Source organism: Kinneretia sp. DJ1R-11 (assembly GCF_025717595.1).
Lineage (GTDB): Bacteria > Pseudomonadota > Gammaproteobacteria > Burkholderiales > Burkholderiaceae_C > Paucibacter_A.
Genome location: NZ_JAJIRR010000013.1, coordinates 1 through 20,256, shown reverse-complemented (window position 1 = coordinate 20,256; position 20,256 = coordinate 1). Strand labels below are relative to the sequence as shown.

Sequence of the window (20,256 nt, the reverse complement as noted above, 5' to 3'; positions counted from 1 at the left end):
GCTGGCTTGAATTGATCCGGCGGGGCGGTGCCGCTTGTTTCGGAGTGGTGTTGCTCCAGGATGGCACTTTTCACCCTCTGTTCAAGGGGGCAGGGCTTGGCCCCTGTTGGGGTTCAAATGCAGCGCTCGATCAGATGATGGCGGCGCGTGAGTTTGCCTCAGCCTTTTCGCCTCATGCCTGTGGTAGCGTGTCGCGCTTTGATGCGTTTGCGGCCCGTGGGCTCGGCTGTATAACTGAGACGGCTGCGCCTTCGCGAATGTGGCTGGTGCTGTTTCCTGGATAGAAAAAGAGATTGCTTGTGAAAAACAACTTTGCAAAGTCTGTGATTGGGTCCGTGGTGTTGGCTGCGTTGATGGCGGGATGCTCCAGTGAAACGCCCGAAAAACTGGTGGGCTCCGCCAAGTCCTATCTTGAAAAGAATGATCGCAAGGCTGCTTTGATTCAGTTGAAGACGGCGATTCAGAAAAATGGCAATTTGTCTGAAGCTCGGTTCTTGCTGGCCAAGACTTTGTCGGAAATGGGTGACCAGGACGGCGCATTGATCGAATTGAGCAAGGCTGGCCAATTGGGCTACCCGGATGAGGAGGTTCAGCCGCTGGAGGCGAGGGTGCTGATTCTTCAGGGAGATATGGAGCGCGTGTTGAGCCGCTTTGCGGCCGTGACTTTGAAGCTTCCGGTCGCTCAAGCCGATTTGCAGACCTCCTTGGCTGTGGCCTATTCCTCGCAGGGGCAAGTGCCGGAGGCGCGAAAGGCTGTGGACCAAGCGTTGGTGGCCGCGCCCAAGTACGTCCGCGCTCGTTTGGTGGAATCTCGGCTGAAGGCGGCCGAAGGTCACTTCGATACAGCTTTTTCTCAAGTGGAAGCCCTGGCCAAGGAAGAGCCCCAGCGCAGCGATGTTTCGCTGCTTCTGGGAGAGTTTCTCGAATTCAAGGGGGAGGCTGCTGCGGCCGTCAGCGCCTACCGAAAGGCGGTAGACCTGGATGCCATGAACTATGTGGCCCAGAGTCGCGCCATCGCTGCACTTATCCAACAACAGGATTACAAATCAGCACAAACGGTCTGGGACTCTATGCAGTCCAAGATCCCGAACAACCTCAACACGGCCTACTTTGGGGTGCTGCTTGCCTTCGAGCGTGGCGATATGAAGCTGGCGGAAGATCGCCTTCAGCCTCTGCTCAAGCGAGCTGCGGACAGCGGCAAGGTCCTCTACTTGGCCGGTGCGATCAGCTTTCAAAAAGGTGCAATGACCCAGGCCGAAACCTATCTCGGTAAGGCCATGAGCACGGATTTGGGTGAGTCCTCGCCTGGCGTGCGCGCACTCTTGGCGCGTGTGCTGATTCGAATCGGCAATCCGACAAAGGCCTGGACCTTGGTGAAGCCTTTTTTGGAGCGGCCGCCTCTCGACCCGGAGATCGTGGCCGTTGGTGCTGAAGCCAGCCTCAAGTTGGGTGAGTTTGCCCGAGCTGAATCGCTCTTCAAACAAGTCATGCAATTGAATCCCAAGGATTCCCGCGCCCGCACCTACCTTGCTGTCGACAAGCTCAAAAAGGGCGAGGTTGAATTGGGCATTCAGGAATTGCGCGCCATTTCTGAAAAAGAGAAGTCCGTCACCTCCGATTTGGCGCTGATCAGCTCTTTGATGGGCAAGAAAGACTATGCGCGCGCACTTGAGGCGGTTGCCGTGCTGGAGAAGAAGGAGCCGCAGCGTCCCGACGCGGCAAACCTGCGCGGTCAAATCGAGGTTCAAAAAGGCAGCGCGGACAAGGCTCGCTTGGCATTTGAGGCAGCGCTGAAGATCGACTCGCAGTCCTTCCCTGCAGCGCGTGGCTTGGCTGATCTCGACCTGAAGGAGCGAAAGATTGAGGCGGCGATTGCCCGTTTTGATCGCATGGCCACGGAGAACCCCAAAAACCTGCAGGCGCGTATGGCCGCCATCGGGCTGCGGGCACAGCGGGGCGCTGCTCCCGCTGAATTGGCTGGCCTGCTCGAAGAAGCAGTGAAAGCCCTTCCTGGAGAGATTTCTCCGCGCGAGCATTTGTCTGGGATTTACCTGGAGCAGAACAACGTCAAGAAGGCGCTGACTCTGGCTCAGGACACGGTCACGCAGTTCCCGGGGCGTCCGGAGGCTTTGCGAATTCTGGGCACGGTTCAAATGGCCGGACGCGACTTCAATCAAGCGGAGGCCAGTTATGGCAAGTGGGCGGCCCTGCAGCCGAATTCAGTCGCGCCCTTGATGGCTTTGGGTCGACTGTATGTGGGGAAGGGTGAGCCTGCTCAAGCGCTTGCGGTTCTGAAGAAGGCTTTGCAGATACAGCCTCAATTCCAGGAGGCGCAGGCGGCCATGGCGTCGGTCTTGGTGGGTTCGGGGCGTGGCGACGAGGCTGAGAAACTCTGTTTGCAAATTCAGCGCGAGCAGCCCAAAAATTATTTCGGCTACGCCCTGGCCGGGGATGTAGCGGCCTTTCAAAAGTCATGGCCAGCGGCGGTGCGTTGGTACAAGCAAGCCCTGAATGTCGATTTCCGTCGCAGTGAAGTGGCGATGAAGCTCCACAAGGCCTTGCTCAGCGGCAAAGAATTGGAGGCGGCCGACAAATTCGCTCAAGAGCGCAGCAAGGCGTATGGCACTGATGCCTTGTTCCTGTTCTATCTCGGGGATGTGGAACTGGCCCGCTCTCGCCCTGAGCAGGCAGAGCGCTGGTATGCCCAAGTGCTTGCCTTGCAACCCGAAAACGTGGCGGCCTTGAACAATCTCGCGACGCTGGCGCTCAAGCGCAAGGATGGCAAGGCGAGGGAGTATGCGGAAAAAGCCCTGGCATTGCAGCCCAATAGTCCGGGCGTCATGGACACCGTCGCTGATGTCTATGCCGCCGCTGGTGAGTACTCAAAAGCTGTGGAACTCCAGCAGAAGGCTGTGGCATTGATGCCGGGTAGTTCGGATTTTCGTTTGAATCTGGCTCGGCACCTGCTTGTCGCAGGGCAGAAAGACCAGGCGCAGGCGCAGCTGAAGAAGTTGGCCGCGGATGCTCCAGCGTTTGCGAACAGCGCTGAGTTCAAGGCCGTTCAGTCAAAACTCTGAATATGTCTTGTCGAGATTCTTTACAGGCTTGGGCGTCGTAGTAAATTTCCGAGTGGCGTTGATGTTTAAGTTATTGTTTTTAAAGGGTTTTTTCTTCTTGGCATGATGCGTGCAATTCAGTAGCTAGGGAACGATTCCCACCAATCTCAGGAGAAATACCATGAAAGCAACGAAGAAGTTTCTGTCCGGTTTGAGCCTGCTGGCTTTGCTGGGTTCGGCCAACGCTGCAACTTTCGGTACGCCTGACGGCGTGCTCAACAACTTTGGCGGTTTCGACTGGACCTCGTCCGCGTCGGTGCTGGTCAAAGGCTATGACATCCGTGCAAATCAGCCCGGCAACTCTATTGGCAAGCAAGACATCATCGATGTGTACTACAACTCGTTTGCAAACGCTGTTTTGGATGCCAACGGCGGCACCTTCACGACAGCCGGTCTGGTCAAGGGTACAGGCGGTGCAGGTTATGAAATCACGGTCAAGGCTCATTTCCAAGAAGTGGTGACTTGCCTCGATGCGAATTGCACCTTTGTGAGCATCACTCCGCTGACTGGCACTTGGGATATCTACCTGGACACATCGGCCGATGCCAATCTGCTGACTCAAAGCGGCTTTGGTGATGGCGTGAACATTCTGAGCGGCACTTTCACCGGTGGTCAGACCGTGGCCACCAGCCAAGCTTCGGTCAATCCGGGCACGGGTACGACTCTGGCCAGCGTTCAGGGCAACACGACCTCGACCAACAATGCCTACATCAACCCGAATCTGAACGGCACCACCGTGTCGTCGACGCTGTCCTTCGGTCCTAAGAATGCAACCAATGGCCCGAATGGCACTTGGGTTCAGCCGACCAGCTGGCAAGGTAGCGGCATCGGCGGCGGCGGCAATGGCGTGCCTGCCATTGGCGGCAACCAGCGTGACTTCGTGGGTCAGGCTGACGCCAGCCAATCCTTCTTCTTCAGCGTTCCGGAGCCGACTTCTTTGGCTCTGACCGGCTTCGCGCTGCTGGGTCTGGGTCTGTCGGCTCGTCGCCGCAAGCAAGCTTGAGAGATGGTGGCTGTTCAACCAAGGCCTTGTGGCCGCGGTTGATCTGGCAGTGAAAAGGGTGCTTCGGCACCCTTTTTTGTTTGTGACTGATTTCACGAGATTGCAAGTCTATCCCTCGATCAAGGGTGTCGGTTGGGTTTCCAATGCTATCCCTAGTTCTTGGGGGTTGGAGGAGGTTGGCTCAATAAGTTGTTGATATTAAATGAATTTTTTTTTCTGGCATAGCAAATGCTAATTGACATGCAAAGGTGAGAAGTCTCTCTCTTTGTATCTCTGGAGCATTTGATGAAAGCAAGCAAAAAATTCCTGGCCGCAGCCGCCCTCCTGGCCGCCGCGATGTCAGCCCAAGCAGCGACTTTTGTGACGCCGTACGGCGTTTTGAACAACTTTGGCGGCTTCGACTGGACTTCGTCCTCGTCGGTGCTGGTCAAGGGCTATGACATTCAGGCAGTTACCTCCGGCAACATTGCCGGCAAACAGGATGTCATCGATGTGTACTACAACTCGTTCGCAACGGCGATTCTTGATGCCAATGGCGGTACGTTCTCGACGCCCAATCTGGTCAAGGGTACAGGCGCTGCCGGTTATGAAATCACGGTCAAGGCTCACTTCCAGGAGGTGGTGACTTGCGTTGATCCACTTTGCAATTTCGTGACTATCACCCCGCTGAATGGCACTTGGAACATCTACCTGGACACTTCTGCCGATGCCAACCTGGTGAGTCAGTCCGGTTTTGGTGATGGCGTGAACATTCTGAGTGGTGTGTTCACCGGTGGTCAGACTGTGTTCACCCAGCAGGCTGCTGTCAATCCGGGTACGGGCACCACCTTGGCAAGCATCCAGGGCAGTACGACTTCGACGAACAATGCCTTCATCACCCCGAATCTTGCGGGTACCTCGGTGTCGTCGACCCTGTCCTTCGGCCCCAAGGGCGCGGCCAACGGCCCGAACGGCACTTGGGTTCAGCCGACCAGTTGGCAAGGCAGCGGCATCGGCGGCGCCGGTAACGGCGTGCCTGCCACGGGCGGCAACCAGAAGAACTTCATTGGCCAAGCGGATGCCAGCCAGTCCTTCTTCTTCAGCGTGCCTGAGCCGACTTCCCTGGCTCTGACAGGCTTCGCACTGCTGGGTCTGGGTCTGACGGCTCGCCGTCGCAAGCAGGCTTGATTTTGCGGATGCTGCGAGCTTCGCCCTTGGGCTGAAAGTTCGCGGCGGCACAGTTCAAAAGAGGGCGCTTCGGCGCCCTCTTTTGCATGGTTGAAGTCGTTCTTGGAGTTGCCTTTGCTTCAGTGTGGGTGGATCAGCAACTCATCCAGTGGCCTGCGCAGTGAGCGGGAGCTGGCAGGCTCACTGGAGCCTAGCCGCCCCATGAAGACTGATCGATGGGCGGGCTCGCTCCCCAAGAGTTGCTCCAACTCAAACTTCACTTGCTCAGCCAGTGCATGCAGGCCGGGTTTGCGTGAAAACGGCCGCCCTTCCCGGGCGTAGCGAGAAAAAACCAAGGGCGTGATTTCGGGCTGCAACTGCAGGCCCAGCTGAGTGGCTGTGAGCCAGAAGCGTTGCATGGCACGTCCACCGGCCACATAGTCGTTCAGGGTTTTTGGTGGCGTAGGCGCAAGCAGGGCGAAGTGGGCGCCGCAGAGTAGGCTGGGTAGGAAATCGAGTTGAATGCGCGGCGTCCATGTGCCCGCCATATAACGATTGAAGAACTCGACCCGCTCCCAGCGGCTCATCACAAACTGCATCAGGCGGGTGGTCAGGGGGTCCGTGCCCAGCGCCTGATCGGGCACCTTGGTGGCGCTGAATTGCTGCCTCCAGTCGATGATGTCGCGGTGGACTTCGTAGGCTTCGGGAGAAGTCAGGCGAATTTTTGCCGACCGGAACATCAGCTTGGCAGCTTGAAGCCGCATGGAAAAACCCTCTAGCCATTGAACCTGATGTCCACCCTGGGTGCTTTGTGCAAGGCTTGCCTTCTGCGCTGCCGTGAGGGACTGGGTTCGCATGGGGCGCCGTTGAACACTTCGATGCTCAATGACGTCAATCAGGGGGTCTCGAGCCAGTTCTGGCGCCGAATCAAACACCAAGTCGAACACCGGTTTCGTTTCAGGTGAGTCGGCGCGATGTGTGGCTTGCATGCGCCAGCCATGCTCGCTGGCGGCGATGGATGCGGTTTCAAGCAGTGCACCCAAAGCGATCTGGCTTGGGTGGCCATCCAAGTCGTAGACGCAGTGGTTGCGTGTGTCAAAACCATGGATGATGACGTGCTGTGGGTTGACGATCTCAAAGCGCCAAGGCTGTGTGTTGTCACCGCTGGGTGCCCAGCGAGACAAGTCAAGAATGCGACGAATTTGAGATTCGGGGCTCATGCTGCTTCCTCGGAGATCATGCATTTGGGCTGGTTTTCTTGCTTCGGCTGGATTGTCTTGTTTTCCTCGGGCATCATGCCGCGATATGAAGACTGAACGCTACGCAAACACAAGGTGCCGCAATGGAAATTCGATCTGAATTTGACTATGCGCGCGCGTTTTCCCGGAATACTGGTTGGGTGACTCTCGAGGAGCAGGCGCGACTGCGAGCTTCGAAAGTGGCGGTGGCAGGCTTGGGTGGCGTCGGTGGCGCGCATTTGTTGACGCTGGCTCGTTTGGGCGTGGGTGCATTCCATATTTCGGACTTCGACCGCTTTGAAGTCCACAACATGAATCGTCAGGTCGGGGCGCAAATGTCGACCTTGGGTCGACCTAAGGCGGAAGTCTTGGCTGAAATGGCACGTGACATCAATCCTGAGGCTCAGGTTGAGAGCTTCGGCGAAGGCGTTACCGAGGAAAACTTGGATGCCTTTCTTGCCGGCGTTGACTTGTACGTTGACGGAATCGATTTCTTTGCCATCGAAGCACGTCGGATGCTGTTCAAGGCCTGCTACGAGCGAGGTATTCCGGCTTTGACTGCCGCGCCATTGGGAATGGGAGTTTCGTTGCTCTATTTCCGCCCTGGCGGAATGAGCTTTGAGGACTATTTCAAAGTTGATGGGTGCAATCAGCAGGAACAATACGCAAGGTTCATTGCTGGTTTGTCTCCGGCTATGTTGCAACGAGGCTATTTGGTGGCGCCGGAGGCTGTGAATTTTCACGAGCGGCGTGGTCCATCTACCATGATGTCCTGTGATCTGTGCGCTGGGGTGATGGGTGTTTCGGTCCTCAAGGTTTTGCTCAATCGCGGAGCATTGAAGGCCGCGCCGTGGGTGATGCAGTTTGATGCGTACAAGCAGAAGCTGAGCTTCACTTGGCGCCCCTTTGGTAATGCGAACCCTTTGCAGCGCTTGCTTTTGTTGTTGATTCGACCCTTGCTGAAGGGGGCGGGGCGGCCTGGTTCTTGATGCTTCTCACCTCCGGGTATGTCCGGAGTGAGTCGAATATCTGTTCAAATTCGTGTACCACTGCCGTTTATAAGCGTGGGAGACGCCTGTTTGCAGGGTCTGGGCAGGGGTTGCCCTGTGGCATGATGCCGAAGGTTTTTCAGGCTGCTTTCTTGCGTGGCGTCCGTCGCAGCACTGGCAGTGTTTGCCGCAGCCGATGAATTTGAGAGGACATACCTTGAACAAGATTCTTGCTTCGACCTTGCGCCGTGTTGGCCTTGTTTTCGGTGTTGCAGCATCGATGGCGTTTGCCGGTTGTGCCGGCGTGGATGGCAAGTTCCCTCCGGCGCCCGCAAGCGCGACCAGCGGTGATTACAGCTACATCATCGGCGCCGGCGACTCCCTCAACATCATGGTCTGGCGCAATCCCGAGCTGTCCATGGTCGTTCCCGTCCGTCCGGACGGGAAGGTTGCAGCTCCCTTGATTGATGAGATGGTGGTGCAGGGCAAGAACTCAGTCGCGGTTGCCCGTGAAATCGAGGCGCAGCTGGGTAAGTATGTGCGCGATCCCGTGGTCACCGTGATCGTGACCAGTTTTGTGGGTCCGTACAGCGAGCAAATCCGCGTAATTGGGGAAGCCGCGCGTCCGCAGGCGCTGCCTTTCAAGCAGAAGATGACGGTGTTGGACGTGATGATCGCTGTGGGTGGCCTGACGGACTTCGCCGCCGGCAATGAGGCCACCATCCTTCGCTCCTCTGATGGCGCGGGCAAGCAGTACTCGGTTCGTTTGAAAGATTTGATCAAGCGTGGCGATGTTTCCGCCAATGTCGAAATGCGACCGGGTGATGTGCTGATCATCCCGCAGAGTTTGTTCTGATCTCGGTCTTTCGACCCCTCGTGCGAAAGGTCAGGGCCGGTTCGGCGAGGCTTCCAGCACGGGTTTGGCCCGGTTTGGGCTCGGTGCTTGTGTCCTAATTCTGGAATCCTATCTCGATGGACTTACTCATTGCGCAGCTGCAGGCAATCGCTCGGCGGGTGTGGAAATATCGTTGGACTGGCGTCGCGACAGCCTGGATCGTGGGTTTGATTTGTGCCGTGATCGTTTGGATTCTCCCGGATCGATATGAGGCAAATGCGCGGATTTTTGTGGATACGCAGTCCATATTGAAGCCCTTGATGTCGGGCCTTGCTGTTCAGCCGAATATCGAACAGCAAGTGACCATGCTGAGCCGCACCCTGATCAGTCGGCCCAATGTGGAAAAATTGGTTCGGATGGCTGACTTGGACCTGAAGAACCAGTCCAAGGCCCAGCAAGAAGCCACGATCGAGACGGTGACCAAAAATTTGTCGATCCAGAGTACGGCTCGCGACAACCTCTATACCTTGGCCTATCGTGACAACGACCCTGAGACGGCCAAGCGTGTGGTGCAGTCGCTGGTGTCTATCTTTGTGGAATCCAGTTTGGGGGCAAGCCGCAAGGACGCGGCCACGGCCACTTCCTTCATCAACGAGCAGATCAAGTCCTACGAGGCAAAGCTGGAGGAGGCCGAGAGCCGCCTGAAGGAGTTCCGTCTGCGCAATATCCAGAATATGTCGGGTGACGGCAAGGACGCCGCCAGTCGCTTGGGTGAGTTGAGTGCTCAACTGGAACGAGCTCGCCTGGAGTATCGTGAGGCCGTCAATGCCCGTGATGCAGCCAAGGCTCAGTTGACCCAAGAGCGAGCTGGGACGACCAACTCCCCGGTCAAAGCTCTGCTGCAAGAGGGTGATGCGGTGGTGGCCACGCCCGAGATCGATTCGCGCATCGATGCCCAGCGAAGGAATTTGGATTCTTTATTGCAGCGCTACACCGATCAACATCCCGATGTGATCGGCGCTCGCAAGTTGATCAAGGATTTGGAATCGCAGAAGGCCAAGGAAGTCGCCGAGCTGCGCAAGGTCGCCGCGGCGGCGGCTGCTGCACCTTCGCCTGTGGGGGGGAACAGCGGCAGCTTGGCATATCAGGAAATGAATCGCCTGTTGGCAACCAGCGAAGTTCAGGTCGCGGCCCTCAAGGCCCGGGTGGATGAGTATTCCTCGCGTTATGCGCAGGCCTTGTCGGCAGTGAAGACTGCGCCCCAGTTGGAGTCCGAGGCTGCGCAGCTCAATCGTGATTACGCGATTCACAAGAAGAACTACGAAGATCTGGTTTCACGCCGAGAGTCAGCCTCGATCACCGGCGAGCTCGATGTGGCGTCTGGTGTGGCGGACTTCCGCCTGATTGATCCGCCTCGGGCCAATCCGAAACCGGTGGCGCCAAATCGCCTGCTATTGCTGCTCGGCGCACTCTTGGTGTCCTTGGCCGCCGGCGTGCTGGCCAGCTTTGCAGTCAGCCAGTTGCGTCCGGTGTTCCATGACACGTTGGAAATGCGTGCGCGACTGGATGTGCCGATTCTTGGCGTGGTGACGCGCCTGGTCTCCGAGGCGGACAAGCGCAACCAGCGCTCTGACTTGATCCGTTTCGGTGCTGCGACTGGAGGTTTGGTGGGCCTCTATGTTCTGGGGCTGACAGCACTGGCGATCATGTTGAGCAGGCAGGTGGTCTGAGATGAGCAGTCTGATTGAACAAGCAGCCCAGCGGCTGGAGCAACTGCGACAGGCTGGCGTGGTCCTGCCCAATGATGTGCAGCCCATGCCGCAGTCGAACGTACCTGGTTTACCTGCTGAGAACTCGGAGGCATTAGGCAGCTTCGCCCCCTCAGAGGCCGGCAGGCCAGAGGAGCTTCATCCCGCATCCAAGCGTGTGGACCTGGACCTCGAAGCACTGGCTGCCCAAGGCTTCCTGACGCCCAACGCGGCGCGCTCACACATGGCGGATCAGTACCGGGTCATCAAGCGCCCCTTGATCAAGAACGCCATGGGCAAAGGTGTCGCCAGCCTGAATCACTCCAACCTGATCATGGTGACCAGTGCGTTGGCGGGTGAGGGCAAGAGTTTCACTTCCCTGAACCTGGCCCTGAGTATTGCCGCCGAGTTGGACAACACCGTGATGCTGGTCGATGCCGATGTGGCGCGACCTTCAGTGCTGCGCATGTTGGGTTTGCCTCAGGGGCCGGGTTTGTTGGATGTGCTTGAAGAGTCTGTTGACATGTCCAGCGTCTTGTTGCGCACCAATGTTGACAAGCTCACCTTGTTGCCGAGCGGTACCCCACATGCTCGCGCCACTGAGTTGCTGGCCAGCGATGCCATGAGTCACTTGTTGGACGATATGGCACGTCGCTATCCCGACCGGATCATTATTTTTGATTCGCCGCCGTTGCTCTTGACTACCGAGTCGCGTGTTCTCGCGTCGCATATGGGGCAAATCGTGGTGGTGGTTCATGCTGAAAAGACGGCTCAAAGCGCGGTTCAGCAAGCCTTGGCGACGATCGAGACTTGTCCTTTGAAAATGTTGCTGTTGAACCAGGCCAACGCGAACACCTCGGGTGGCTATGGCAGCGGCGGTTACGGCTATGGTTACGGCTATGGCACTGAAGACACGGCCAGCTGAATTCATGCCCAGCCGATATTCTCATCAGAGCAGCTTGGCGCTGCAGCCTCGCGCGCTTGCGATGGCGGCGGCCTGTTTGATGTGTGCAGGTGCAGCCTGGGCTCAGGAAGGGTCGGCGCAAGCCGGCGGCGCCGGGCCTACTTCCACGGGCCGTCCGTCTGTGCTGGTTGAGCCGCGCTTCGGCATCATGCAGACCTGGACCGATAACAACCGTTTGACACGAACGGGCAAGGACGCTGCTCTTTTGACGACCTTGACTCCCGGTGTCTCCATCAGTACGACGCGTGGTGCAGTCCGCGGCTCTCTGGACTACGCACTGAACGGCATTGTCTATACAAAGAGCGACGAGAAGGCCCGTATCCAGCACAGCCTGTCGGCCAAAGGCGTTGCCGAGCTCATCGACAGAGTGTTTTTTGTAGACGCCAGCGCTTCGATTTCGCAGCAGGCGGCATCGGCGTTTGGTGTGCAGTCGGTGGACCCGTCCCTGGCCAATGCCAATCGCCGCGAGACGGCTACCGTGAGCGTTGCGCCACGTTTGCAGGGGCACATTGGTAGCTTGGCCAATTTTGAGTTGCGCGCCAACACCTCGGCGACCAACGTGTCGGATGCAGTGATTGGCGACAGCCATGCCAACGGAGCGAGCCTTCGGGTCAGCCGGGCGGGGCGTGCGGCGCTGACTTGGTCGGTCGATGCCTCGACCCAGAAGTCCAGCTTCAAGACCGGTGCGCAGAACCGTGTCAGCAGTCTGACTGGCAGTCTCAGCTACAAGCCTGACATCGACTGGCAGATGGGCATCTTGGCGGGGCGAGAGCGCAGCGATTTGAAGGATTTTGTGCTGCGCAACAGTTCGACCTATGGTGCTAACCTTAGTTGGACGCCTTCACTACGAACCAAGGTGTCCGCTGACTTTCAGACCCATGAGTACGGGGACTCTTTCAGCTACAACCTGGAACACCGGTGGTCGCGCTCGGCACTGCGCTTCTCGGACTCTCAGTCGGTCAACGCTGCCAACTTCCAAAACGCTGGAGCGCCGCGCAGCAATTACGACCTGTATTACTTTCAGTTTGCGTCTTTGATACCGGATCCGGCACAGCGCGACGTCTACGTTCGCAACTTTCTTCAAGCCAAGGGCCTGAGTGCGGATGCCCTGGCCGGCAGTGCTGTAGTGGACACTGGCCCAACCGTACTCCGCACGCAGTTGCTGTCGTACACCCTGCAGGGTGTACGGACTACCGTGACGACCACGGCCAGTCGCAGCAACAACCGTCGTTTGGCCTCGGCCAGTTCGAGTTCAGGTGATTTCGCGGCCAATGGTCGCGTGTTGCAACGCAGCCTGAGTTTGAACGTCGCTCACAACCTGACGCCGACTTCAAGCGCTGTCCTGAGCGTGCTTCAGCAGGACAGCGAGGGTGATTCAGCCGCTCAATCCACGACGCTGCGTTCCATTTCAGCGAGCTGGAACTGTCGCCTCGGCGCCCGGGTCAATTTCACTCTGGGTGCGCGTGCCGCGCACTCGGGTGGTTTGATTTCGTACCGCGAAAACGCCATGTTCGCCAACCTCGTCCAGCAGTTCTGAGCCATGTACGAATCCTTCTACGGATTGAGCAGCAAGCCGTTCCAGCTCAGCCCTGACCCCAATTTCTACTTTGGTAGCAAGCAGCATAGGCGCGCCAAGGCATACCTGGACTATGGAGTCTTGCGCAACGACGGCTTCATCGTCATCACGGGTGAAATCGGGGCCGGCAAAACCACACTGTTGCGCGGCTTGCTGGACAGCCTGAACCGCAGCAATGTGGTGATCGGCAATTTGGTCACCACCCAGCTTGATGCGGAAGATACCTTGCGCATGGTTGGCTCGGCATTTGGCGTGCGTTTGAAGGACTTGCCCAAGTCCGAGGTCTTGATGACGCTGGAGGCCTTCTTCGTCAGCCAGACCACCCAGGGCAAACGCTGCCTTCTGATCGTGGACGAGGCGCAGAATCTCTCCGCGCGGGCGGTGGAAGAGCTCCGCATGCTGTCGAACTTCCAGTTCGGCAACCAGTCCTTGCTGCAGACCTTTCTGGTCGGTCAACCCGAGTTCCGCGGCATCCTGCAGCGGCCCGAGATGGAGCAGTTCCGTCAGCGTGTGGCGGCCACCTGCCATATCGGGCCCTTGGATGAAGACGAAACCAAGGCCTATATCGAGCACCGCCTGAAATGTGCCGGTAGCACCGGCAAGCCGACCTTCGATGCCGATGTATTTCCGCTGATTTACAAAACCAGCCAGGGCATTCCGCGCCGTATCAATTCCCTGTGCGATCGTTTGTTGCTGCTGGGTTTCATGGGCAACAAGGTCAATTTGACCCTCCATGAACTCCATGATGTGCTCAAGGATATTGCGCAAGAAGCACAAACACCCACTCAGGTGGTGGGTGGCGGATCGGACACAGGTGTGGGTAAATTCCTGGATACCGATCAGCCCATCGATTTCTCGCGCGTCAAACTGAATGCCGACCAGGTCAACGGTTTGAGTGAAGAGCTGTCGAACCTCAGCCAGGGCCATTTTGCAGAGCGCTTGCAGCGCCTGGAAAACGGCCTGCAGCGACTGGAACGCATCAATTTGCAAACCCTGAGCTTGCTGCAGAAGTTGGTGGAAGCGGTCCGGACCCATTGAGCTTGGTTTTGCCCGGTTTGCGCACTCTGTCACAGGGGCGTCGCAAGGGCAGGGCAGAACCCGGGGTTCTCGGCCGATATCGGTAAGCAGTGTCCGAAGATTTTTAAAAAGCCAACAAGAGTGGGTGCGCAGAGTCTCATGTCTGAACAAAAAGCCATACGGAATGCGATGACCGTGGATGTGGAAGATTACTTCCAGGTCTCGGCCTTCGCGCCCTATATTGCGCGTGGCGATTGGGAAGGCTGCGAATGCCGGGTCGAGCGCAATATCGAGCGCATCCTGGCCCAGTTCGCCCAGCATCAAACCAAGGCCACGTTCTTCACCCTGGGCTGGATTGCCGAGCGCTATCCGCAGGTGGTGCGCGACATCGTGGCGGCGGGCCACGAACTCGCCAGCCATGGCTATGGCCATGAGCGCGCCAGCGATTTGAGCCCGCAGGCTTTCACGCAAGACATCGTCCGTGCCAAGAAGCTGCTGGAAGACCTGGGCGGCCATGAGGTGATTGGCTACCGGGCGCCGAGTTTCTCGATCGGCAAGAGCAATCTCTGGGCCTTTGACACCTTGCGCGAAGCCGGCTACCAATACAGCTCCAGCGTCTACCCGATCCAGCACGACCATTACGGCATGCCCGATTCGCCGCGCTTCGCCTATCCTGTGCGTGAGGGCCTGCTGGAAGTGCCGGTCACGACCTTGCGAGTGATGAACAAGAACCTGCCCTCCAGCGGCGGTGGCTATTTCCGCCTGCTGCCGTACCCGGTGTCGCGCTGGCTGATCCGCCAGGTCAATGCCCAGGATCAACAGTCGGCCGTGTTCTATTTCCACCCCTGGGAGATCGATGTCGAGCAGCCGCGTGTCGCCGGCATCGACAGCAAGTCGCGCTTCCGCCACTACGTCAATATTGCGCGCACCCACGACCGCATTGGCCGCCTGCTGCAGGACTTCGCCTGGGGCCGCATGGATGAGATTTTCCTGGGTCGACGTACCGCGGCGCTGGCCACCAGCGCGGTCGCCGCCTGAGCCATGGCTGCGCTCCAGATCAAGCGCCTGACGGCGCAAGACGCCGCGCTTGCCCGCCGTTGGGACGAATTCGTCCTGGCCTGCCCGCAAGCGACCTTCTTCCACCGTGCCGGTTGGTTGCGCATGGTCGAGCAGGTGTTCAAGCACCAGGGTTTCTTCCTCTACGCTGAGCGTGAGGGTCAGTTCGAGGGTGTGCTGCCTCTGGCTCAGGTCAAGAGCATGCTGTTTGGCCACTCGCTGGTGGCCTTGCCCTTTGCGGTGTATGGCGGTGTTGCAGCCCTGAACGACGAAGCGGCCGCCGCTCTGGAGCAAGAGGCGCAGGCCATTGCACAGCGCCTGGGTGCCGAGCATCTCGAGTTCCGCAATATCGAGCCCCGTCACGCCGACTGGCCCAAGCAGGATTTGTACGTGACCTTCCGCAAGGAGATCCTGCCTGAGGAAGAGGCCAATATGCTGGCCATCCCTCGCAAGGCCCGGGCCAGTGTGCGCAAGGGCATCAAGAACAATCTGGTCTCGCACATCGACCCGAATGTCGACCGCTTCTTCGCGCTTTACGCCGACAACACGCATCGCCACGGCACACCGGCCATGCCCAAGCGCTACTTCGCGGCCTTGCTGGACGAATTCGGTTCCGATGCCGAGGTGCTGATCGTGACCGATGCCCAAGGCAAGCCGCTCAGCTCGGTGTTGAGTTTTTACTTCCGCGACGAGGTGCTGCCGTACTACGCAGGCGACGACGAGGCTGCGCGTGATCTGGCGGGCAACGACTTCAAGTACTGGGAGCTGATGCGTCGCGCCTGTGCACGCGGCCTCAAAATCTTCGATTATGGCCGCAGCAAGCAGGGGACCGGCTCCTACGCATTCAAGAAAAACTGGGGTTTCGAGCCGACACCGCTGCACTACGAGTACTGCCTCTACAAACGTGACGCCGTGCCGCAGAACAACCCGAGCAATGCGAAGTACCAGCTTCTGATCAAGACTTGGCGGCGCTTGCCCCTGGGCTTTGTCAACTGGCTGGGGCCCTTCATCGTGCGTAATTTGGGTTGAGCTATGGCTGTTGCGAACCCACGCTTTGTTGTCTCACGAAGCCGCCTACTGAATCTGATCTCTCGCGCACGCCTGTGCGTCCAGCCGCTATGAGCTTGCGCGTTCTCCACATTCTTGACCACTCCCTGCCGCTGCACAGCGGCTACAGCTTTCGCACCGTCTCCATCCTGCGCGAGCAGCGGGCGCGCGGTTGGATCACCTCCCACCTGACCAGCCCCAAGCAGGGCCCGGGCGAGGGTCTGATTGAGGAAGCCTCGGGTTGGGCTTTCCATCGCACGCCCAGCACCGCTGCCGATGGCCTGATCCGCCAGATGCAGCTGACGGCCGCGCGCATCCGCGATGTCGTCGCCATCGAGCGCCCTGACATCATCCATGCCCATTCGCCGGTGCTCAATGCCTTGCCCAGCCTCTGGGTTGGGCGTCAGCTGCGTTTGCCTGTGGTCTACGAGATGCGCGCGTCTTGGGAGGATGCGGCCGTGGACCATGGCACCACCACAGAAGGCAGCTTGCGCTACCGCGTCTCGCGGGCGCTGGAAAGCTTTGCGCTCAAGCGCGCCGATCAGATCACCACCATTTGCGAAGGCCTGCGCGGCGACATCATGTCGCGCGGTGTGCCGGCGGATCGCATCACCGTGATCCCGAATGCGGTTGACGCCCAGGCCTTCCAGTTCGGCGTCAGCCCGGACCCGGTGCTGCGTGCCAAGCTTGGCCTGGACGGCGCCGTTGTGCTCGGTTTTGCCGGCTCCTTCTACGGCTACGAAGGCCTGCACTTGCTGCTGGACGCCGCGGCTCGCCTCTTGCCCAAGCTGCCGCAGCTGCGCGTGTTGCTGGTCGGCGGCGGCCCGCAGGAGGCGGCGCTCAAGGCGCAGGTGGCGCGCCTGGGCCTGCAGCAGCAGGTGATTTTCACCGGCCGGGTGCCGCACGCTGAGGTGCAGCGTTACTACGAGCTGATCGATGTGCTGGCCTATCCGCGCCTGCCGATTCGCTTGACCGAGCTTGTCACTCCGCTCAAGCCCCTGGAGGCCATGGCCCAAGGGCGCATGTTCGTGGCCTCCGATGTCGGCGGCCACCATGAGCTGGTGCGCCACGGCGAGACCGGCCATCTCTTCAAGGCCGGCGATGTGGGCGCTCTGGCCGCTGCCATCGAACAGCTGCTGGCTCAGCGCGAGCAATGGCCGCGCATCGCCGCGCAGGCCCGCCATTTCGTGGAGGCCGAGCGCACCTGGGCCCGCAGCGTGGCCCGCTATGAAGAGGTCTACCGGCGCGCCCTGGGCCGCTACGGTCGTACTTTCCCCCCTGTTTCTACCTGAGGCCCGACCCAGCTATGTGCGGTATCCACGGCATCCTGCGTCTTGACGGCGCCCCGGTCGAATCGGCCCATCTGAGCTTGATGGGCGACATCACCCAGCATCGCGGCCCCGACGATGAAGGCCAGCACATCGACGGTGCTTGCGGCATCGCCATGCGGCGCCTGTCCATCATCGACCTGGCCGGCGGCCACCAGCCCCTGTCCAACCAGGACGGCAGCCTCTGGCTGGTCTGCAATGGCGAGATCTACAACTACCGCGAGCTGCGTGCTGAGCTGCAAGCCAAGGGCTTTCAGTTCAAGACCGGCTCGGACAGCGAGGTGCTGTTGCATTTGTACGATGCCGAGGGAGACGACTTCGTCCACCGCCTCAACGGCATGTTCGACTTCGCGCTCTGGGATGCGCGCCGCCGCCGTCTGCTGATCGGCCGTGACCGCATCGGCGTCAAGCCGCTGTATGTGATGCAGGACGGCCAGCGCCTGGCTTTTGCCACCGAAGCCAAGGCCTTGCTGGCTCTGCCGGGCGTCCGGGCCGAGCTGGACACCCGCGTGCTCTCCAGCTACCTGCAGCTGGGCTATGTGGCTGCGCCGGGCAGCATGTTCAAGGGCATTCGCAAGTTGCCGCCGGCCACTTTGCTGGCAGTGGAGGGTGGTCAGGTCAAGGAGTGGCGCTACTGGCGCGTCTCGCCGCAGATCCGCCGCGACTGGAGCGAGGCCGAGTGGATCGAGCGCTCGCGCGAAAGCCTGCAGCGCGCCGTGCGCATGCAGATGGTCAGCGACGTGCCGATCGGCGCTTTCCTCTCGGGCGGTGTCGACTCCAGCGCGGTCGTGGCCTATATGGCCCGCGAGTCGAGCGAGCCGATCCGAACCTATGCCATCGGCTTCGAAGGTGGAGAGGCAGAAGCTCTTTACAACGAACTGCCGTATGCGCGGCAAGTCTCCGAGCTGTTCAAGACCCAGCACAAGGAAATCGTCGTCAAGCCCGATGTGGTGGGCCTCTTGCCGCAGCTGCTCTGGCATATGGACGAGCCACTGGCCGACACGGCCTTCATCACCACCTATCTGGTCTCGCAGTTTGCGCGCCAGGATGTGAAGGTGATCCTCTCGGGCGTGGGCGGTGACGAGCTGTTTGGCGGTTATCGCCGCTACCTGGGCGGTCATTACGCACGCCGTTTCCAGGCGCTGCCAGCTTGGCTGCAATCAGCCATCGGCTTTGCGGCCGGCCGCTTGCCGGCCGATCGCCATTCGGGCCTGCTCAACACCTTGCGTCTGGCCAAGGGATTTGTCGCCAGCGCCGGCATGGGCGTCGATGCGCGCTACCAGAGCTATCTGCAAGTGCTCGGCCAGGACCTGGTCGGTCGGTTGCTGGTGGACGGCGCGGGCGGTCAAGACCCGCTGGCCGCGGCCTTTGCCGGCGCCGGCCATGAGGACGAGCTCAACCGCATGCTGGCCGTAGACGCTGAAACCCAGCTACCCGACGACCTGCTGCTGCTGACCGACAAGATGAGCATGGCCGTGTCGCTCGAATGCCGCGTGCCTCTGCTCGATCACGAACTGCTGGAGCTGGCGGCGTCCATGCCTTCCGACGTCAAGATCCGTGGTGGCCGCCTCAAGCATGTGCTGAAGTCGGCCCTGGCTGATGTGCTGCCGGATGACATCCTGAACCGCAAGAAGCGCGGCTTCGGCACGCCCATGGGCGCCTGGCTCAAGAAGGAACTGGCGCCGCTGCTGCGTCGCCTGCTGGCGCCTGAGGTGGTGAAGGCGCGGGGCCTGTTCGTGCCGGCCGTCGTGTCAGGCCTGATCGCCGACCATGAAGCCAACCGCATGGACGGCACCGATGCGCTGCTGTCTCTGATGAACCTTGAAATCTGGAGCCGGGTCTATCTGGACGGTCGCAGCCCCGCCGATGTGGCGCTGGAGCTGAAGTCCTACCTGCCCCGCGCTTGACGCCCCCGCTCCTCCACCTGCCCGCATGAACATCCTCTACGTCTGCCATCGCTTTCCCTTCCCGCCCAAGCGTGGAGGCAAGATCCGGCCCTTCAATATGATCCGCCACCTGACGGCTGCGGGCCATGAGGTGACCGTGTGCTCTCTCGTGCGTGCCGAGGATGAAGGTGTGGAAGGGGAGGGCATCGCGCCTCATTGCAAGGCCTTTCACATGGCCCGGGTCCACAACCCCGTGCAGGCCCTGCGCATGGTGGCGCGCCTGCCCCTGATCACGCCCTCGTCGATGGGCTTCTTCTATTCCGCCGATCTGCGTCGCAAGATCGACCAGCTGCTGGCCTCGCAGAAGTTTGACCTGATCTTTGTCCATTGCTCCTCGGTCGCGCAGTATGTGGAGCACGTGCAGGACATTCCCAAGATCCTGGACTTCGGCGATATGGACTCGCAGAAGTGGCTGGAGTACGCAGACGCAAAACCTTTCCCGCTGTCCCTGGGCTACCGGCTCGAAGGCTACAAGATGCTGGCGGCCGAGAAGCGCCTGGCCCGCCGCTTTGACCTCTGTACCGCCACCACGCGCGCTGAATGGCAGACGCTCAACGACTATGGCACGGGTGCAGCGACCGACTGGTTCCCCAACGGTGTCGATGCCGACTACTTCAGCCCCGATGGCACGGACTACGACCCCGACACCATCAGCTTCATCGGCCGCATGGACTACTACCCCAACCAGGAATGCATGTCGCGTTTCTGTGTGGAAACTTGGCCCTTGATCAAGGCGCGCCGGCCGCAGATGAAGCTGACCATCGTTGGCGCCGACCCGTCGCCCGCCATGCGCAAGCTCGGTGAGATCGACGGCGTCACCGTCACCGGCTCGGTGCCGCATGTGCAGCCTTATGTGCGTAAATCGGCCTTGATGGTGGCCCCGCTGGCTATTGCCCGCGGCACGCAGAACAAGATCCTCGAAGCCATGGCCATGGGCGTACCGGTGGTGACCAGCAGCATCGCCGCGGGCGGTGTCGATGCCGAGGCCGAGACCCATTTGCTGGTGGCTGACACGCCGCAGCAATGCGCCGAGGCGGTGCTGCGCATCGTCGAGAACCCCGCCGAGCGGGAGCGGCTGTCCAGCGCCGGCCGGGCGCGCATGCTCAGCCACCATGCCTGGCCGCGCTCCATGGAGCGCCTGGACAAGATCATTGCCCAGGTTCTGGCCTCGGCATCCACCTCATCAAAAAAGCAGGCAGTGAAGTCATGAAGATCAGCATTTTTGGATTGGGCTATGTGGGCGCGGT

15 protein-coding genes are annotated in these 20,256 nt (G+C 59.8%); 14 read left to right on the top strand and 1 reads right to left on the bottom strand.

The window, feature by feature from the left end; translation table 11 throughout:
- Nucleotides 1–299 precede the first annotated feature (299 nt).
- The 3 genes from prsT (at nucleotide 300) to pepA (LNV23_RS18860) (ending at nucleotide 5,286) form a co-directional block, all read left to right on the top strand.
- A complete protein-coding gene (gene prsT / locus LNV23_RS18870) occupies nucleotides 300–3,077 on the top strand; it encodes an XrtA/PEP-CTERM system TPR-repeat protein PrsT (protein ID WP_263564401.1) in 2,778 nt (925 codons plus the stop codon).
- A gap of 160 nt (nucleotides 3,078–3,237) precedes the next feature.
- The gene (gene pepA, locus LNV23_RS18865; protein ID WP_263564400.1) at nucleotides 3,238–4,119 is read left to right on the top strand and encodes a flocculation-associated PEP-CTERM protein PepA; all 882 of its coding nucleotides are present in this window, start codon (nucleotides 3,238–3,240) and stop codon (nucleotides 4,117–4,119) included.
- A 285-nt stretch (nucleotides 4,120–4,404) separates the two neighbouring features.
- The gene (pepA, locus tag LNV23_RS18860) at nucleotides 4,405–5,286 is read left to right on the top strand and encodes a flocculation-associated PEP-CTERM protein PepA (protein ID WP_263564399.1); all 882 of its coding nucleotides are present in this window, start codon (nucleotides 4,405–4,407) and stop codon (nucleotides 5,284–5,286) included.
- Nucleotides 5,287–5,405: 119 nt separating this feature from the next.
- Here the strand turns inward: pepA (LNV23_RS18860) and LNV23_RS18855 are convergent, their stop codons facing one another.
- Nucleotides 5,406–6,485 (bottom strand): nitroreductase family protein, encoded by a 1,080-nt coding sequence (locus tag LNV23_RS18855; protein ID WP_263564398.1) that lies wholly within the window; start codon nucleotides 6,483–6,485, stop codon nucleotides 5,406–5,408.
- A 122-nt stretch (nucleotides 6,486–6,607) separates the two neighbouring features.
- Between LNV23_RS18855 and LNV23_RS18850 the strand changes: the two genes are divergently transcribed.
- From LNV23_RS18850 to LNV23_RS18800, 11 genes are all read left to right on the top strand, one after another.
- Nucleotides 6,608–7,492, top strand: a complete 885-nt coding sequence (locus tag LNV23_RS18850; protein ID WP_263564397.1) for a ThiF family adenylyltransferase — start codon at nucleotides 6,608–6,610, stop codon at nucleotides 7,490–7,492.
- Nucleotides 7,493–7,772: 280 nt separating this feature from the next.
- The gene (locus tag LNV23_RS18845) at nucleotides 7,773–8,348 is read left to right on the top strand and encodes an XrtA/PEP-CTERM system exopolysaccharide export protein (RefSeq protein ID WP_263564532.1); all 576 of its coding nucleotides are present in this window, start codon (nucleotides 7,773–7,775) and stop codon (nucleotides 8,346–8,348) included.
- Nucleotides 8,349–8,464: 116 nt separating this feature from the next.
- Nucleotides 8,465–10,057 carry an XrtA system polysaccharide chain length determinant gene (locus LNV23_RS18840; protein WP_263564396.1) on the top strand — a complete coding sequence of 531 codons (1,593 nt, stop codon included), beginning with the start codon at nucleotides 8,465–8,467 and terminating at the stop codon, nucleotides 10,055–10,057.
- A gap of 1 nt (nucleotide 10,058) precedes the next feature.
- On the top strand, nucleotides 10,059–11,000 hold the full coding sequence (locus LNV23_RS18835) for an XrtA-associated tyrosine autokinase (protein WP_263564395.1): 942 nt from the start codon (nucleotides 10,059–10,061) through the stop codon (nucleotides 10,998–11,000).
- A complete protein-coding gene (locus LNV23_RS18830) occupies nucleotides 10,975–12,576 on the top strand; it encodes a TIGR03016 family PEP-CTERM system-associated outer membrane protein (RefSeq protein WP_263564394.1) in 1,602 nt (533 codons plus the stop codon). The genes LNV23_RS18835 and LNV23_RS18830 overlap by 26 nt, the downstream gene beginning before the upstream one ends.
- Before the next feature lie 3 nt (nucleotides 12,577–12,579).
- Nucleotides 12,580–13,653: an XrtA/PEP-CTERM system-associated ATPase gene (locus tag LNV23_RS18825; RefSeq protein WP_263564393.1), complete on the top strand. Its 1,074-nt coding sequence runs from the start codon at nucleotides 12,580–12,582 to the stop codon at nucleotides 13,651–13,653.
- Nucleotides 13,654–13,791: 138 nt separating this feature from the next.
- The gene (locus tag LNV23_RS18820; protein WP_263564392.1) at nucleotides 13,792–14,670 is read left to right on the top strand and encodes an XrtA system polysaccharide deacetylase; all 879 of its coding nucleotides are present in this window, start codon (nucleotides 13,792–13,794) and stop codon (nucleotides 14,668–14,670) included.
- Nucleotides 14,671–14,673: 3 nt separating this feature from the next.
- Nucleotides 14,674–15,717 carry a FemAB family XrtA/PEP-CTERM system-associated protein gene (locus LNV23_RS18815; protein ID WP_263564391.1) on the top strand — a complete coding sequence of 348 codons (1,044 nt, stop codon included), beginning with the start codon at nucleotides 14,674–14,676 and terminating at the stop codon, nucleotides 15,715–15,717.
- Between the two features lie 89 nt (nucleotides 15,718–15,806).
- The gene (locus LNV23_RS18810; protein ID WP_263564390.1) at nucleotides 15,807–17,027 is read left to right on the top strand and encodes a TIGR04063 family PEP-CTERM/XrtA system glycosyltransferase; all 1,221 of its coding nucleotides are present in this window, start codon (nucleotides 15,807–15,809) and stop codon (nucleotides 17,025–17,027) included.
- A gap of 14 nt (nucleotides 17,028–17,041) precedes the next feature.
- Nucleotides 17,042–18,970: an asparagine synthase (glutamine-hydrolyzing) gene (asnB, locus tag LNV23_RS18805; protein WP_263564389.1), complete on the top strand. Its 1,929-nt coding sequence runs from the start codon at nucleotides 17,042–17,044 to the stop codon at nucleotides 18,968–18,970.
- A gap of 25 nt (nucleotides 18,971–18,995) precedes the next feature.
- Nucleotides 18,996–20,219, top strand: a complete 1,224-nt coding sequence (locus tag LNV23_RS18800; RefSeq protein ID WP_263564388.1) for a TIGR03087 family PEP-CTERM/XrtA system glycosyltransferase — start codon at nucleotides 18,996–18,998, stop codon at nucleotides 20,217–20,219.
- Nucleotides 20,220–20,256 lie beyond the last annotated feature (37 nt).